Raw genomic sequence first — 16,817 nt, forward strand, 5'->3', positions numbered from 1 at the left:
AGATGTTGTTTTTCATAGTTGATATGTCATTCCTAGGTAATATTGGGTGCCAAAGTACTGAATAGTGCCGGTTTGCTCTTCTGACGCGAAATAGCTTTTGGTTGGCTCATCCGTTAGATTGTTTACTTGAAACAGAACGCTCCAATTGTCGTTGATTTCGTAAGACGCTTGGTAATCAATAACCAGTTCGTCATCAAAGTTAACAACCTGATCGTTAACCGCTACTTGCTGAGATACGAATGCATCGCGATAGCGACTAGATAGGCGGGTTTCAAACCCTTCGTATTCCCAGAAAACGGTTAATGTTGCTACATTTTCAGAAAGCCCTGGTAAATTAGCGGCATAAACGCCATCGCCAAGGGTGCGTTGAATTTCACTTTCCGTATATGAGTAGCTTGCGCTAACCCCTAAGCCTGACCATAACCCAGGTAGCATGCTGTAAATTTGCGTGTAGGCGACTTCTAGTCCTCTAATGTAGCCACCTTCTGCGTTATTTACCGCAGTGCTATAGCTTCCGTTTTCTGTAGGCACAGTAACAAAGATAGGATCGCCGTTTTCATCCCTTGCAAGTTCAGCTTCTTGCCCTGCAAATTCAGGGGTTAAGTAGACTGGAACGCTTACGTTGTCTGGAATGACTATGCCGTTTGCTTCAAAGTCGTAAGGCTCTATTTCAATGTCTTCTACAAATGACTCAATGTCTTTATAGAAACCCGCTACAACCAGAGCCCCTTCTGTATCTGAGAAGTAATATTCCCATGACACATCGTACTGTGTAGCGTAAAACGGCTCTAAGTACGGGCTATTACGGGCATTACCACTAACCCTTGCTGTTGGGTTTGAAAGCGTGATTTCACCGGAGTCTCTGTCTTGGAACGCAGTAACTGTTTCGATAGTAGTAGACGCATTCGCCGCAAAACGGTTAATTGGCGCTCTCCCCATTACTTTTGCGGCAGCTACTCGAAGCTGAGTATCGTCAGTTAGTTTAAAGTTCAGGTTAATAGAGGGCAGTACATCTGAATACTCGTGGCTGATTAACGCTGGACGATAAAAATTATTGATGAGCCCTACGTCATCTGTAATGTTTTGCGCGCCTGCCGTAGGGTCGCTTACCTCAACCGACGTCCCCGTTTCTAAGTCTTGAATAAGCTGGGTAGCACGCTGCAGTGTAGTTGAGCTCTGTTTGCTTTTAACGTATCTAACACCGATATTACCCGTAACAGGAATACTACCAATTTCAGTGTTGATGTTTGCCATTAAGTAAGCCGAGTTTACGGTTTCAAATACATCACCGCTTTCTTGCAGTGTCCACGCTGCAGCGGGGCCTGTTCCTGGGCCATTGATAACGCCAGCAGCTCCAGGCCCCCATGTTTGAACAGGCTGCGGTCTACCTTCTGGGAACCAAGCATTGAGCGCACTGTTTAAATCGACTGATAAATAGCTTGGGAAATATCCAAAATCACCGCTCCAATCAACTTGTTCAACCATGTCTGACGTTAAACGAAGTGGCGGTTCACTGACTGAAAAGGCACTGTCATTACCGTATTCAAAGACAGAGCGATCGTTGTTGTATTCCCGGTCTGAATAACGATATCCAAATTCAAAACCAGACATGATTGGTACGTCTACGTAATACTGGAAGTCGACACGGTATGCATCTAGCTCATCTTTGTTTTCAAATGGATAGATACCGTACTTGCTCACCATGACCCGGTCTAAATCGGTAAAGGCATCAGTTTGGTTAAAACCAATATCAGGCAGGTTTAAGCCGTTCAGCAAATAAGATATTTGAACGTTTTCATCAAATACTGGGTTCGCAGCTGTCGCATCTTCGCCTACAAGCGACCATAACAAGCCGTTTCTAAAGTCACTTTCAGCACTTGAACGAGATACGTCAAACTGAACTGCTAAATCCGGTGATATTTCCCAGCTAGCATTAACACCTAAGTTAGTAACACTGTCGAAGTCTTGATTGTCGTCGTTTACCAGTTCAACTCGGGTGAAGCTATTGTCTGTGCGAGAAAAAGTACCGCCAACGACGCTGTTGTTTACTACAACCGGGTTAGTAATACCAGCGTTGATACCGCCTAACTTAACGCGAAATCCCCGAGCAAATGCTTCAGAATCAAATTTTGAAATGAAGGCATCAGCTTTTAAGGTGAATGTATCGATAAGCGCCCATTCAAACGCCGCAACGTAGCCATCGCGCGTTTCTTCACCGCCCTTGTGCTGCATCTCAAAACCTTCTGAAATGAGCTCACAGTTTGGACAGTCTGCCGGGCCGTCGGTATCCCCTTCCAGGCCATCAACATCTACCTGACCGTTATAAGCTAAACCGATGAACTGCGTAGAAACGCTTGGCTGGAATAGACGTGCATAACCCAATGATACACCTAGGGTATCGTCTAGAAATTTACCTTGATAAGAAAAGCTTAGTCTATGACCGTATTCTGTAGCATCGCTTATTTCGGATGCTCTATCGTTATACATACCACGCATGTTAGCGCTAAATTTATGTTGCTCTTCAATGGCAAGTGGTGATGCTGTTTTTAGTTCTACCGTACCCGCAATACCGCCTTCAATTAGCGATGCCTTGGGAGATTTATAAACCGCTGCCTCGCTAATAAGCTCAGACGGATATTGGTCAAATTCAATAGCGCGACTTCCGCTGGTGGATACCTGCTCCCTACCGTTTAACGTAGAAAAAACAAAGTCACCTGATAAACCGCGAATATTGATTTGCGCTGCTTGTCCGCCGGTACGCACTGCCGAGATACCCGGCAAGCGGGTCAGAGCATCGGCCATAGATACGTCGGGAAGCCCGCCAAGGTCATCTGCAGATATTTGCTCAGAAACCGTGTCAGAGAAACGTTTTTGGTTTAGTGACTGAATTAAGCTGGTACTGAAACCACGTACTTCGATACGCTCTAAGGTATCTTCATCCGGTCGTTCAACTTCATCTACGGGTGTGTCTGGTGACTCTTGAGCATAGAGCGGCAGCGCACTAAACGCGACCCCACTACTGATCAAGGCCGCCATGATAGTGCTGGGTTTGAATGTTTTCATTGGTGTCCCATCCTTGTTTATTATCGACATTTTTAGGAATACCACACCCAAAAATGCCTCTTATGGTTCAACACCAAATACTACTGGTTTGTATAAAAAGGGAGCAATGCTATGCATACGTATTCATTTACATATGAGAAACATATATTTAATGAATCATGGTTTTTTAGTATTTTAGTTAACATTTTATTATCAGAAATAAAAAAGCAGCCATATGGCTGCTTAATAGAATGCGCGTTTATTTACCTCGCTAATGCGTTAAAAATACGCAAAATAACATAGAAAATCTTCGAGTAACCTACTTCATTGAACGCTTGTACTTCGCAACCATCCCGTTTATGTAATCGTCATGTGAAGGCAATTTAGCAATAGGCTCTCTTTTAAGTTCTAGCAACTTTGTTAACATTTGATTTAATTGTGCATCGGATACGCTATTTACTAAGCCATGGTAATCCTTTGGCATTACACCCTGTCCGTATAAAACTTGAAGCCAAGAACTTTCAAGGAAAAGATCGTTTTGTTCTCTTTGAAGAACACCATTTTCTTTGAAAAGTTCAATCTTATGGGCTAATGAGTCTGGCAGCGTGATGTTGCGCATATCGTTAAAAAAGGCACTGTCCGTTCTTTCATTCACTACATAGTGTAATACCAAAAAATCTCTGATTTGTTCGAATTCGAGTTCTGATTGTTTGTTGTATTCGTCAATTAAGCTCTTTGTCACACCATTGTGCGGAAACAGCTGAATTAAACGCACAATTGCTGATTGAATAAGGTGAATGCTAGTTGATTCTAGAGGCTCTAGAAATCCGCTTGATAGGCCTACCGCCACCACGTTTTTATACCACTGCTTTCGCCTTCTACCAGTTGTAAATTTTATCAGCTTTGGATCGCCAAGTGGTTTAGTATCTAAGTTTGATAATAAAGTGTCACAGGCTTGGTCATCGCTTATATAACGAGAGCTATAAACATGACCGTTACCATTCCTATGTTGTAACGGAATTCGCCACTGCCACCCTGCATCGTGTGCTATAGAGCGCGTGTACGGTGCGGTTTTTTCGTGCCTTTCTGACGGGACAGCCAGCGCACTGTCACAGGGTAATAAGTGGGACCAGTCGTCATAGCCTGCCCCTAAAACACCTTCAATCAACAAGCCTTTAAAACCGGTGCAATCTATAAATAAATCGCCATCAATGACTTCTCCACTTTCCAGGTGCAGCGCTTGTATATATCCGCTGTCATTACAACGTTGTACTCTTGCGATCTTACCCTCTACACGCACTACGCCCATTTGTTCACTTAGCTTTCGCAAATACTGCGCATACAGACTGGCGTCAAAATGGTAGGCAAACGGAAGTTCTAAAACGGGGTCTTTTGCATTAATTTGGGCGAATTTTCCCGCTTCAGCAGCGAGATAATTAAGATCATAATCCCACAAATCGTTCTTTAAACCTTGTTGGCGAGCCTTCACCCAATAGTGATGGAAATGACAAAACGCCATACTTCTGCCAGGAGCTCCGAAGGTGTGGTAGTAACATTCTCCTTTAGTCTTCCAGTTCTCAAAACGAATGGCGAGTTTAACCGTAGCTTTAGTGTCGTGAATAAACTGAGCTTCGTCTATACCCAATACTTGATTTACGAGTCGAATTGGAGGAATGGTTGCTTCTCCAACACCAACCGTACCTATGGCTTCAGATTCCACAAGCGTAATTTCAATAGCCTGGCCAAGCAGCTTCTTCAAAAGTGAAGCAGCTAACCAACCGGCAGTACCGCCTCCTGCTATTACGACGCGGTTTATAGATTTTTTAAGAGGGGTAAGCATAAACGTCTCGAATTTATCAGCTACTATTAACGATTTTTCTTTATACAAAAAAGAAAAGCCACCGTTTGCTTTCTTTTAGCATAAGCTAAAACAAAAAGCAGCAGGTGGCTTTACACACACGAAGTGATTAGAACTTGTAGTTAAAACCTAACAAGTAGTTTGTTCCGTAAGTCTGGAACTGTGTAATTTGGCGTCCGTCAGCAGCAGATGCTTGAATATCGTCCTCGTCAGTCAAGTTCTGTGCTTGAAGCGTTACACGTAAACCTTCTAGGTAATCGATACCAGATTCGCCGAAGTCATAACCAATTTGGGCATCGACAAGCGTTCCACCCTGCTTAGTTGCATCAACTAACGCAAGACTTAAACCACGCTCTTCAGTCAAGTATTGATCACGCTTCGTTGCAGCTAAACGGAACTCGAAACCGTTGCTTTCGTAGAAGAAAGTCATGCTGTAAGACTCTTCTGAAAGGCCTGGAATTCTTGTTTCACTTTGACCTGGCGCTGCATCAACTTCACCGTCCATGAAGGTAGCACTTGCAAATAAGCCAAAACCTTCTAGAGATTCATGTACAAGGTCAAATGGTAGCGAGCCCTGCAATTCGTAGCCACGTACAAAGCCTTCAAAACCGTCTAGCACACTGCCTACTTGACCTTCGAACAACACAGGCGCTTGGCCTTCAGAACCTTGATGAAGATCTGGAATATAGAAGTCAGTAAAGTCAGCAACGAGTGATGTGCTGCGGTGCCAGTTCTTAATATCTTTATAGAAGAAAGACACTGCAACGTAACCCGTATCAGCGAAATAGTTTTCATAAGCCAAATCAAACTGGTTCGCTTCAAGTGGACGAAGCTCCGGGTTACCAGCACTACCACTCCACGGACCGTTTTCAATGTCTGTACTTTCAATTTGGTTATCGTTAAATGAGAAAGTAACCTGTGTATTCGGGCGCATATCGTCCATACGCGGACGAGAAATTACTTTACTTAATCCTAGGCGCACAAACTGACCTTCCGCTACTTCAGCCGATAGATTCAAAGTTGGAAGCACATCTGTGTAGTCAGCACCGCCGCTAATTGGATTAGCAATAGTGTAACCGTCTGTATCTGATGTAGTTGAGAAACCTGTAGACTGCTGGTCTGCGTTTACAACTTGAACACCTACATTACCGCGTACCCAGATATCACCGAACTCCATTTCCAAATCTAATTTGGTGTAAAGCGTAATGAGTTCTTCGTCTACCGTGTAGGTATCACCTAGGCGATCATTTTGAACACGGCTGGCATCACTTTCGATGTAATATCCGCTTTCATATAAGCCTAACGAGTCATACGCTAAAATGCCTTCGATACCGATGAAATCTAGATTTGTTACACCTAATACATCTGGAATTGCTGCATCGCCTGGATATGTAGGAGCCGTTAAATAAGCACCGTTGTTATCTTTAGATTTTGAACGGTCAGAATAAACAACACCTGCCGAAAGACCTGTAACCACACCCCAATCTACATAACCTTTAAGGTCGAAGCGCAATGTATCAAGCTCTTCTTCGAAAACAGGTTGGTTTACGAAGCCGTCTTGACCATCAGACTCTAATAGAGGTGGTGCACCCCATGCTTGTGGGCCGGCTAATGTGATAAGTGCTGGGTCAGTTAAGTCAACTGGCGCAATAGTTGGGTGGTCTGAGAACATAACACCGGTAGAGGTCATTTCCCAACTGCGAGCAGTAAGAGGGCGACCTTCTGTGCCTGCACGACCAACACCTGAGTAACTTTCTACGTCAATGATTTCTTTTTCAACTTTACCTGTAGAGTAATCAACTTCCAGTGTCCAAGAATCATTAATTTGGTACTCTGCGTTAATACCTACAGTGGTTAGATCAGCTTCCTGTCGGCGAGCATCGTTTCTCACAACACTATAGAAACCGTCAGAGTATCCACTGGTAACAAGACCGTCTTCAACACCAGTGATGGTATAAGCACTTGTACCCCACTCTGCACCACCTTCTTCAAGACCACGACGAACGTCGTCTTCAACGAAATCGATGTAAAGCGCATCAAGTTGAATATTTAACTTATCTGTCGGAGCCCACTCAACAACAGCTGCAAAAGAATCACGTTCTAGCATGGCAGAACGTTGGAAAGAGTCATGTCCACCAAGTACAACTGTATCTTCTGGTACTTCTACAGGGTCAAGAGCACGGCGCTCATTGTCAAAATTAATACCGGCATAACCCCAACCGCGGAACTGTTGCTCTTGACGAGGCGATTCCATTGTTGCAACCGTTAATGCTAAACCAATTGTATCGTCTGCGAATTGGTCAACAAAGTTTACAGAGACGCGGTGTCCATCATTATCAAAATCTGGATTCGGAGAATCTTCAGCGTTCTTCTCGAATGTACCGTTTACGGTAAAGGTGCTTTCTGCTGTAAGAGGCTTAACAGTTTGAAGGTCAATTGAGCCACCGATGTTTTGCGTGGTCATGCCCGCTTCCGGTGTTTTGTATACCAGAATGTTTGAAATAATTTCCGTAGGATAAAGGTCAAACTCAACCCCTCGGTTGTCACCCATCCCCAAAAGCTCACGGCCGTTTAAAGACGTTCCAACGTAATTTTCGTTAAAACCACGGACCGAGATACCGCTTGTTCGACCGTTGCGACGCTCACCAGTAACACCTGGTAGACGTGCAATTGATTCTGCAATACTTGTGTCAGGAAGTTTACCGATATCCTCAGCTGAAAGCGCTTCAACAATGGACGTATTATCCATTTTAATTGCTTGAGCACGCTGTAGGCTGCCGCGTATACCGCTTACTTGAATAACTTCTAGATTAGCTTCATCAACAGCATCAGTGTTTGCTTCTTGAGCTAGTGCAGGTGCACTTCCAAATGCCATACCGCCTGAAATAAGCGCAGCTTTAATTAGGTTGGGTTTAAATTGTTTCATAAAACGGGTGTCCCATACGGTTATAGTTGTTGTCTTTTTGTTGTTCTTATGACAAATAAATGACAATACATCTCACGGGGACAATGCTATAGATGCCCTAGGTTTTGCACAATTGCCTGCATACGTATTCAATAAAATTTATGCAACACGGTTTTAACAAGTCACGAATAGTTAGTGATGTAATTTTACAACACATATCAGGCGCAACAGCCGATATGTAAAATTTTTATGAAATTAAGTTTCAGGAAAATTGTGTATCTATGCTCAAAAAAAGACACGCAAGCGGTGTTGATACTGGGTTTGTTAAAGGATAGAAAGGAAATAAAACGCGTATATTTGTAGTTTACAGTAACAGTCAAAGCACTAAAAAACCTTTTTAACAGGTTCGTGTTAATAACCAGGCTAGCTTAAGCAAGAAAGCCTCGTAAAAACGAGGCTTTGTAGAGATAGTAGCTAATAACGGCCCACTAATGTTTAATCAACGCCGAATCCACACTTCTCTACAGCTTGCTTATAAGCTGATGCAAAGTCTTTCCCCATTTGTATAAAACTTTCACTGGTATAGTGCCAAGGGTCATCGCCATATGAGTATGTGTCAGAGTTAGACATGTAAGTAGCGCAATTGTCTGACTCAACAAAAAGCTGCTGCGCTAAATGCACCCTTACTATGTAAGGCATAATATCTCCTTCGCCCATTTCGGAATCGGTGATTTTGCCAATAACAACAGGTAAATCATCAGTTCTTAACGCGGCACGGAATAACTCCATTAAAGAAGTAAGATTATCTAGATATGCATTGGCTGATGCTTCGCTTGCATGGGCATCTGCCTCGCCTTGCATCCAAATAACCCCCATAGGTTTAAGCGTATCTGGTTCGCCATCCCCGTCGATATCAATGAAGGAATAGGCTTTGTTAATCGTTTCTAGAGCGAAGTCGTACTGGTTAAGTCCTTTGCCTTCATTAAAATTGGGGTACCAGTTGCTGTAACCCGTATTAAGCGCCAGTCCAGTGCCGCCTACCGCATACTTTATAATGGCAATTTTTTTATTTGGATACTGTTGCTGTATGGCTTTTGCAAAGGTTAACTCTGCTCCGAATCGCTCAGAAAGCGCATTAGTTTTGCCATCTGATTTGAAGCCTGTACCGTGCCCTGGTTTAAGCGTTCCCCACTGACCTACACCGCCTTTGTCTTGATTATCGAAGACGCCATTACCATGAAAAATCATGACATCTTGTTCTTTTGTTAGGCTACGCGGTAAATCAGAAACGTATCCATAGCCGTCCATATTCGATTGGCCAGCCATGAAGAAGGTCAAATACTCATCGGCTACACTCGAGCAGGAAATCAGTGAAGCTAAACAGACTATTGCGGTGTTTTTCGTAATACAGTTGATCATATAGTTCTTCGCGTATTTTATTGACCCGTTAAGACTACTGGTAAACATAATCATAACAATGTGAATACGATTGCAAGCTTACGAAAACTCAAAAAGTAAATTAGGTTAAAATACTAAAAATAAAAAAGCCCGCTTAAAGCGGGCTTTCAATTCAACTAATAAGCGTTAGCTTACCAACCTGTAGTTTCGCGTAGCGCTTTGCCGATTTCAGCAAGTGAGCGTACTGTTTTAACGCCTGCGTCTTCTAGTGCTTTAAATTTCTCATCAGCAGTACCTTTACCGCCTGCGATGATTGCACCAGCGTGACCCATACGCTTACCTGGAGGAGCAGTAACACCAGCAATGTAAGAAACAACTGGCTTAGTTACGTTCTCTTTAATGAACGCAGCCGCTTCTTCTTCTGCAGTACCACCGATCTCACCGATCATTACGATAGCTTCAGTTTGCGGATCGTCTTGGAACATCTGAAGGATATCGATGAAGTTTGAACCAGGAATTGGGTCACCACCGATACCAACACAAGTAGACTGGCCGAAACCTTCGTCAGTAGTTTGCTTAACCGCTTCGTATGTAAGTGTACCAGAGCGAGAAACAATACCTACTTTACCAGGCTTGTGGATATGACCAGGCATGATACCAATTTTACACTCTCCAGGAGTAATAACACCTGGGCAGTTTGGACCGATCATGCGAACGCCTTTTGCTTCTACATATTCTTTAACGTAAAGCATATCTAGCGTTGGAATACCTTCAGTAATACATACGATTAGCTCGATACCCGCATCTGCAGCTTCAACGATTGAATCTTTACAGAATGGAGCTGGTACGTAGATAACTGTTGCAGTTGCGCCAGTTGCTTCTACCGCTTCGCGTACAGTATTAAATACTGGAAGACCTAGGTGCTCAGTACCGCCTTTACCTGGTGTTACACCACCAACCATTTGCGTACCGTAAGCAATTGCTTGCTCAGAGTGGAAAGTACCCTGACCGCCAGTGAAACCCTGACAAATTACTTTAGTATCTTTATTAATTAATACAGACATTATTTGCCCTCCGCTGCAGCAACTACTTTCTGCGCTGCATCAGTTAGCGATTCAGCAGCAATGATATCAAGACCAGAGTTCGCTAGAACGTCACGGCCAAGCTCTGCATTGGTACCTTCAAGACGTACAACTACTGGTACTTCTACGCCAACTTCTTTAACCGCACCGATAATACCTTCTGCAATCATGTCACAGCGTACGATACCACCGAAGATGTTAACCAATACCGCTTTAACATTGTCATCAGAAAGGATGATTTTAAATGCTTCAGCTACACGCTCTTTAGTCGCGCCGCCACCAACATCTAGGAAGTTAGCTGGCTTGCCACCGTGTAGGTTTACGATGTCCATTGTACCCATTGCAAGGCCAGCACCGTTAACCATACAACCTACGTTACCGTCTAGTGCAACATAGTTAAGTTCCCACTGAGCCGCGTGAGCTTCACGCGCGTCTTCTTGTGAAGGATCTTGCATGTCTTTAAGCTTAGGCTGACGATATAGTGCGTTACCATCGATACCAACTTTTGCGTCAAGGCAGTGTAGGTTACCGTCAGTTTTGATAACTAGCGGGTTAATCTCGATAAGTGCAACATCAAGCTCTTCAAACATCTTAGCTAGGCCAAGGAAGATTTGAGTGAATTGCTTAATTTGAACGCCAGAAAGACCAAGAGCAAACGCCATTTCACGTGCTTGGTAAGGCTGAGGACCTACAATTGGGTCGATTTCAGCTTTAAGGATTTTCTCTGGAGTCTCTTCTGCAACAGTTTCAATCTCAACGCCACCTTCAGTAGATGCCATAAATACAACGCGACGGGTTGTACGGTCAACTACTGCACCAAGGTAAAGCTCGTTAGCGATATCTGTGCAAGATTCAACTAGGATTTTGCTCACAGGCTGACCATTTTCGTCAGTCTGGAAAGTCACCAAATTTTTGCCTAGCCAGTTTTCAGCGAAAGCGCGAATGTCGTCTTTGTTTTTAACTAGCTTTACACCGCCAGCTTTACCGCGACCGCCCGCGTGTACTTGACACTTAACTACCCACTCTTCACCGCCGATGCGGTCAGCGGCTTCTACAGCACCTTGAGCAGTGTCTGCTGCGTATCCTTCAGAAACAGGCAAGCCGTATTCTTTGAATAGCTGCTTACCTTGGTATTCATGCAAATTCATGGTGTTTCTATCCGATTTTTTTATGAGACAAAAGTCGCAAATGCGACTTGATTAGTTTGACTGATATTATAGGGCAAATATCAGCGTTGCGTTAGGTGCTAAGCTAGCATACGCAAGCCTAACACCTAACCACAATTCCGTGAGACGAAAGTCCTATACGTCTAGAAGTAGACGTGTTGGATCTTCAAGCATCTCTTTAACGGTTACCAAGAACCCTACTGATTCTTTACCATCGATAATACGGTGGTCATAAGAAAGCGCTAGGTACATCATTGGTAGAATTTCTACTTTACCATTAACAGCCATTGGGCGGTCTTGGATTTTATGCATACCAAGAATTGCACTTTGTGGCGGGTTAATGATTGGTGTAGACATTAGTGAACCAAACACACCACCGTTGGTAATTGTGAAGTTACCACCTTGTAGCTCAGCCAATGACAATTTACCGTCACGGCCTTTAAGTGCTAGTTCTTTAATTCCTTTTTCAACACCAGCCATGCCTAGTGTATCAGTATCTTTAAGTACTGGAGTCACAAGGCCGCGTGGTGTAGAAACAGCAATAGATACATCGAAGTAGTTGTGATAAACAATGTCATCACCGTCGATAGACGCGTTAACTTCAGGGAAACGCTTAAGAGCTTCAGTTACCGCTTTAACGTAGAAAGACATGAAGCCAAGACGAATACCGTGACGTTTCTCGAAGCTTTCTTGATACTGTTTACGAAGGTCCATAATTGGCTTCATATTTACTTCGTTAAACGTTGTAAGCATTGCCGTTGAGTTCTTCGCTTCAAGAAGGCGATTAGCGATCGTCTTACGAAGACGCGTCATAGGAACACGCTTCTCAGTACGGTTGCCTGTTGGCAGTTCTGCTGGTGCAGACTCGGCAGCAGGTGTAGCCTTAGCAGCGCTATCGCCGCCTTTAAGGTACTTTTCTACGTCTTCTTTTGTGATACGGCCATTTTTACCTGTGCCCTTCACTTTAGCTGCGTCTACGCCTTTTTCAGCAAGTAGACGACGTACAGACGGACTAAGCGCATCGCTGCTGTCATCACTGTCATCGCTTTCGCTAGATGCTGCAGGAGCAGAAGCTCCGCTTGCAGCACCTTCTACAAACTTAGCAATCACTTCTTCAGCGGTTACTGTTGCACCTTCTTCTGCAATGATTTCTGCAAGAGAACCATCAGCTGGCGCTACCACTTCAAGAACAACTTTGTCAGTTTCGATATCAACCAAGTTTTGGTCACGAGAAACAGACTCACCCACGGCTACATGCCATGTAGCGATAGTCGCGTCAGCAACTGATTCAGGAAGAACAGGTACTTTAACATCTGAAGTTTTACCAGATGCAGCCGGAGCTGATTCAGACTTAGACTCTTCTTTAGATTCGCTATCAGCTTTTGGCTCAGAAGCAGCAGCGCCACCCTTCTCTAGTTTAGCAATAACTTGCTCGCCTAAAACTGTTGCACCCTCTTCGTTTAGGATCTCACCAATTGTACCGTCCGCTGGCGCCACAACTTCTAAAACTACTTTATCAGTTTCAATATCAACCAGGTTCTGGTCTCGTTTAACTGCGTCACCGGCCTTTACGTGCCAGGTTGCAATGGTGGCATCGGCAACTGACTCAGGTAGAACCGGAACTTTTATCTCAATTGTCATTACTGTTCCTTATTTAATTGTGAGTGCGTTTTCAACCAGGGCTTTCTGTTGCTGGTTGTGAACGGATACATAACCTACTGCAGGTGACGAGGATGCATCACGACCTGCATATGTTAATTTTGCACCATCTGGAATTGCTTGCCAGAAATGGTGTTGGCTACAGTACCAAGCGCCTTGGTTTTGAGGCTCTTCTTGACACCAAACCCAATCTTTTACGTGGCTGTATTGTGCCACAACTTTAGCGCATTCTTCTTGCGGGAATGGGTAAAGTTGCTCCAAACGAACGATTGCAACGTCTGTTTGCTCATTTTTACGGCGTTGGTCTAACAAATCGTAGTAAACCTTACCTGAACACATAACAACGCGCTTAACGTTCTTAGGATCGATATCGTCTATTTCACCAATTACGTTGTGGAATTTACCTTCTGCTAATTCTTCTAACGAAGATACGGCCATTGGGTGACGTAATAATGACTTAGGCGACATTACGATAAGTGGCTTACGCATAGGGCGCACCACTTGGCGACGAAGCATGTTGTATACCTGAGCTGGTGTTGAAGGTACACACACTTGCCAGTTGTGATCGGCACACATTTGAAGGAAACGCTCTAAACGTGCAGAGCTATGCTCTGGACCTTGACCTTCGTAACCGTGTGGAAGTAAAACGGTAAGACCACACAGACGGCCCCACTTGGCTTCACCTGAACTTAGGAATTGGTCGAATACAACTTGCGCACCGTTGGCGAAGTCACCGAACTGCGCTTCCCAGATTGTTAAGCAGGTAGGCTCTGCAGTGGCATAACCATATTCAAATGCCATTACCGCTTCTTCAGAAAGTACAGAGTCGTAAATTTCAATCTCACCCTGACCTTCGCGAATATGTTGCAAAGGCATGTACGTCGATGCGTCTTTTTGATTGTGCAATACCGCGTGGCGGTGGAAGAAAGTACCACGGCCAGAATCTTGACCTGTAATACGAATGTCTTCACCGGCGTCAACAATTGTGGCATAAGCCAAGTTTTCTGCCATACCCCAATCTAGCTTTTTGTCGCCAGCAACCATGGCTTTACGGTCTTGATAAAGCTTGTTAACACGAGACTGAAGCTTGTGATCTTCAGGAATAGTGGTAATTGATTCACCCAGCTCTTTAAGCTTCTCAACTGGAAGTGCGCCGTCGTATGGTGTATCCCAGTCGTGTCCTAAATACGGAGACCAGTCTACACTGTGCTCAGTCATTGGACGCCACTCTTCAACAACGCATGCACCATGATCTAGCGCTTCGCGGTATTCTTCAAGATAGCGGTCAGCATCACGTTGCTCAATCACGCCTTCAGCAATCAACTGGTCAGCATAAAGCGCACGTGGAACTGGGTGCTTCTTAATTTTTTGGTACATCAACGGCTGCGTGGCATTTGGCTCGTCCGCTTCGTTGTGACCATGACGACGGTAACAAACTAGGTCGATTACTACGTCTTTCTTAAACTTATTACGATATTCAAGCGCTAGCTGTGTAACAAAGGCAACCGCTTCTGGGTCATCAGAGTTCACGTGGAAAATTGGCGCCTGAACCATTTTAGCGATATCAGTACAATACTGAGTAGAGCGAGTATCTTCCGTTTTTGACGTAGTGAAACCAACTTGGTTGTTCACCACTATACGAACGGTACCACCTACTGCAAAGCCGCGCGTTTGCGACATGTTAAAGGTTTCTTGTACCACACCCTGACCGGCAATTGCTGAGTCGCCGTGAATAGTAATAGGAAGCACTGTGTTAGTGTCGTTATCGCGACGCGCAAGACGAGCGCGTACTGATCCCATTACTACGGGATTAACTATTTCTAAGTGAGACGGGTTAAATGCTAGCGCTAAGTGAACATTGCCACCTGGCGTTGCAAAGTCAGAAGAGAAACCCGCGTGATATTTAACGTCACCCGCACCAAGAGAATCATCGTGCTTACCAGAGAATTCATCAAACAGAACTGAAGGGTTTTTACCCAACACATTAACCAGCACGTTTAAACGACCACGGTGAGCCATGCCGATAACCACTTCTTTGGTACCTGCTGTGCCCGCCTTGGTGATAAGACCTTTAAGCATAGGAATCAGAGCGTCACCACCTTCTAATGAGAAACGCTTCGCACCCGGGAATTTAGAGCCTAGGTATTTTTCCATACCATCTGCTGCGGTTAGGCCTTTAAGAATGCCTAATTTTTCATCGCGTGAGATTTCTGGTTTGGCCTGAACTGATTCAATCTTTTGCTGTAACCAACGCTTTTGCTCGGTATCGGTGATGTGCATGTATTCTGCACCGATAGAGCCACAGTATGTGCGATTAAGGGATTTAAACAGCTCACCTAGCGGCATAGACTCTTTACCAATGGCGTAAGAACCTACATTGAATACTGAATCAAAATCTTTCTCGGAAAGACTGTGGTGAGAAAGTTCTAGATCGCGTACACGCTCTTGTTTCCATAAACCAAGCGGGTCTAGGTTTGCGTGCTGATGACCGCGGAAGCGGAATGCGTTGATTAACTGAAGAACTTTAACTTGCCTATCGTCTGAAACATTTGCCGAAGGCACAGACGGGCTAGACATGCGGGCTGTGGGCCCTAACGCAGCAAGTTGCCTAAATTGATTTTTGATAGTTGTATGATTGGTTTCTAACTCTACGCCATCGACCTTGGGGAGGTTATCGAAGATTTGTCGCCAATTTTCAGAGACGCTTTGAGGGTCTTCTAAATAGGTTTCATACAACTCTTCAACATAGGCAGCGTTGGCACCTGCCATGTGCGAGGAATCCCACCACGCTTTCATCACGCTTTCTTGCATTTAATTTGCCTTGCTACGTTTTATAAAATCTAGTTAACAATCAATATGTATTATAAGGTTATTCTCAGCATAACCAAGTGTTATAACAGCGAATATATAAAAAAATAGCCATCCTTTTGGGATGGCTATTTAGAGCATCACTTTCTGTAACTAAAAGAAGTTATCAGAATATAGTACTAAACAGCCCGTTGTAAAAGCATAGACTTAATTTGGCCTATTGCTTTTGTTGGGTTCAAGCCTTTAGGGCATACACTCACACAGTTCATGATACCGTGACAGCGGAATACGCTGAATGCGTCATCAAGGTCGTTAAGACGTTCTTCAGTTGCAGTATCGCGACTATCAATAAGGAAGCGATATGCATGAAGTAGACCCGCAGGACCAATGAACTTGTCTGGGTTCCACCAAAACGATGGGCATGACGTTGAACAACATGCACAAAGAATACACTCGTACAGTCCATCAAGTTTCGCGCGTTCTTCAGGCGACTGTAAGTGCTCGCGCGCTGGCGGCTGCTTGCTATCGTTGATTAAGAACGGCTTAATCTTTTCGTACTGTGTATAGAACTGTGTCATATCAACAACAAGGTCACGTACAACCGGTAGACCTGGAAGTGGACGAACTACTATTTTACCTTTGCCCAGTGCAGATAGAGGAGTAATACATGCTAGGCCATTTTTGCCGTTCATGTTTACACCGTCTGAACCACATACACCTTCACGGCACGAACGACGGAAAGAAAGCGTCGGATCCTGCTCTTTTAGTGCAAGTAGCGCGTCTAGCACCATCATGTCTTGACCTTCCTCTACTTCTAGAGTGTAGTCTTGCATGCGAGGCTTCGCATCTACTTCAGGGTTGTAACGATAAATCGAAAAAGTTAATTGCATGATCGTTGC

Annotated in this window: 9 protein-coding genes; all 9 read right to left on the reverse strand. The window is 44.3% G+C overall.

The window, feature by feature from the left end:
* Nucleotides 1-12: 12 nt before the first annotated feature.
* The 9 genes from ACYTPF_RS00270 to ACYTPF_RS00310 all read right to left on the reverse strand — a co-directional run bounded on the left by ACYTPF_RS00270 (nt 13) and on the right by ACYTPF_RS00310 (nt 16,808).
* A complete protein-coding gene (locus ACYTPF_RS00270; RefSeq protein ID WP_461850785.1) occupies nt 13-3,063 on the reverse strand; it encodes a TonB-dependent receptor in 3,051 nt (1,016 codons plus the stop codon).
* A gap of 298 nt (nt 3,064-3,361) precedes the next feature.
* Nucleotides 3,362-4,882 (reverse strand): tryptophan halogenase family protein, encoded by a 1,521-nt coding sequence (locus ACYTPF_RS00275; protein WP_461850786.1) that lies wholly within the window; start codon nt 4,880-4,882, stop codon nt 3,362-3,364.
* 127 nt (nt 4,883-5,009) lie between these two features.
* Nucleotides 5,010-7,826, reverse strand: coding sequence for a TonB-dependent receptor (locus tag ACYTPF_RS00280; RefSeq protein WP_461850787.1), 2,817 nt, complete (start codon nt 7,824-7,826; stop codon nt 5,010-5,012).
* 474 nt (nt 7,827-8,300) lie between these two features.
* A complete protein-coding gene (locus ACYTPF_RS00285; RefSeq protein WP_461850788.1) occupies nt 8,301-9,272 on the reverse strand; it encodes a sialate O-acetylesterase in 972 nt (323 codons plus the stop codon).
* Between the two features lie 122 nt (nt 9,273-9,394).
* Nucleotides 9,395-10,267: a succinate--CoA ligase subunit alpha gene (gene sucD, locus ACYTPF_RS00290; RefSeq protein ID WP_025255209.1), complete on the reverse strand. Its 873-nt coding sequence runs from the start codon at nt 10,265-10,267 to the stop codon at nt 9,395-9,397.
* A complete protein-coding gene (sucC, locus tag ACYTPF_RS00295; protein WP_025255208.1) occupies nt 10,267-11,433 on the reverse strand; it encodes an ADP-forming succinate--CoA ligase subunit beta in 1,167 nt (388 codons plus the stop codon). Before sucC ends, sucD begins: the two co-directional genes overlap by 1 nt.
* Nucleotides 11,434-11,586: 153 nt before the next feature.
* Entirely contained in the window at nt 11,587-13,092 is a 1,506-nt protein-coding gene (gene odhB, locus ACYTPF_RS00300) for a 2-oxoglutarate dehydrogenase complex dihydrolipoyllysine-residue succinyltransferase (protein ID WP_461850789.1), read from the reverse strand.
* A 9-nt stretch (nt 13,093-13,101) separates the two neighbouring features.
* A complete protein-coding gene (locus ACYTPF_RS00305; RefSeq protein ID WP_461850790.1) occupies nt 13,102-15,921 on the reverse strand; it encodes a 2-oxoglutarate dehydrogenase E1 component in 2,820 nt (939 codons plus the stop codon).
* 176 nt (nt 15,922-16,097) lie between these two features.
* A complete protein-coding gene (locus ACYTPF_RS00310) occupies nt 16,098-16,808 on the reverse strand; it encodes a succinate dehydrogenase iron-sulfur subunit (RefSeq protein WP_012518362.1) in 711 nt (236 codons plus the stop codon).
* Between the last annotated feature and the right edge of the window lie 9 nt (nt 16,809-16,817).

The sequence above is a fragment of the Alteromonas sp. HB246098 genome, assembly GCF_054890645.1.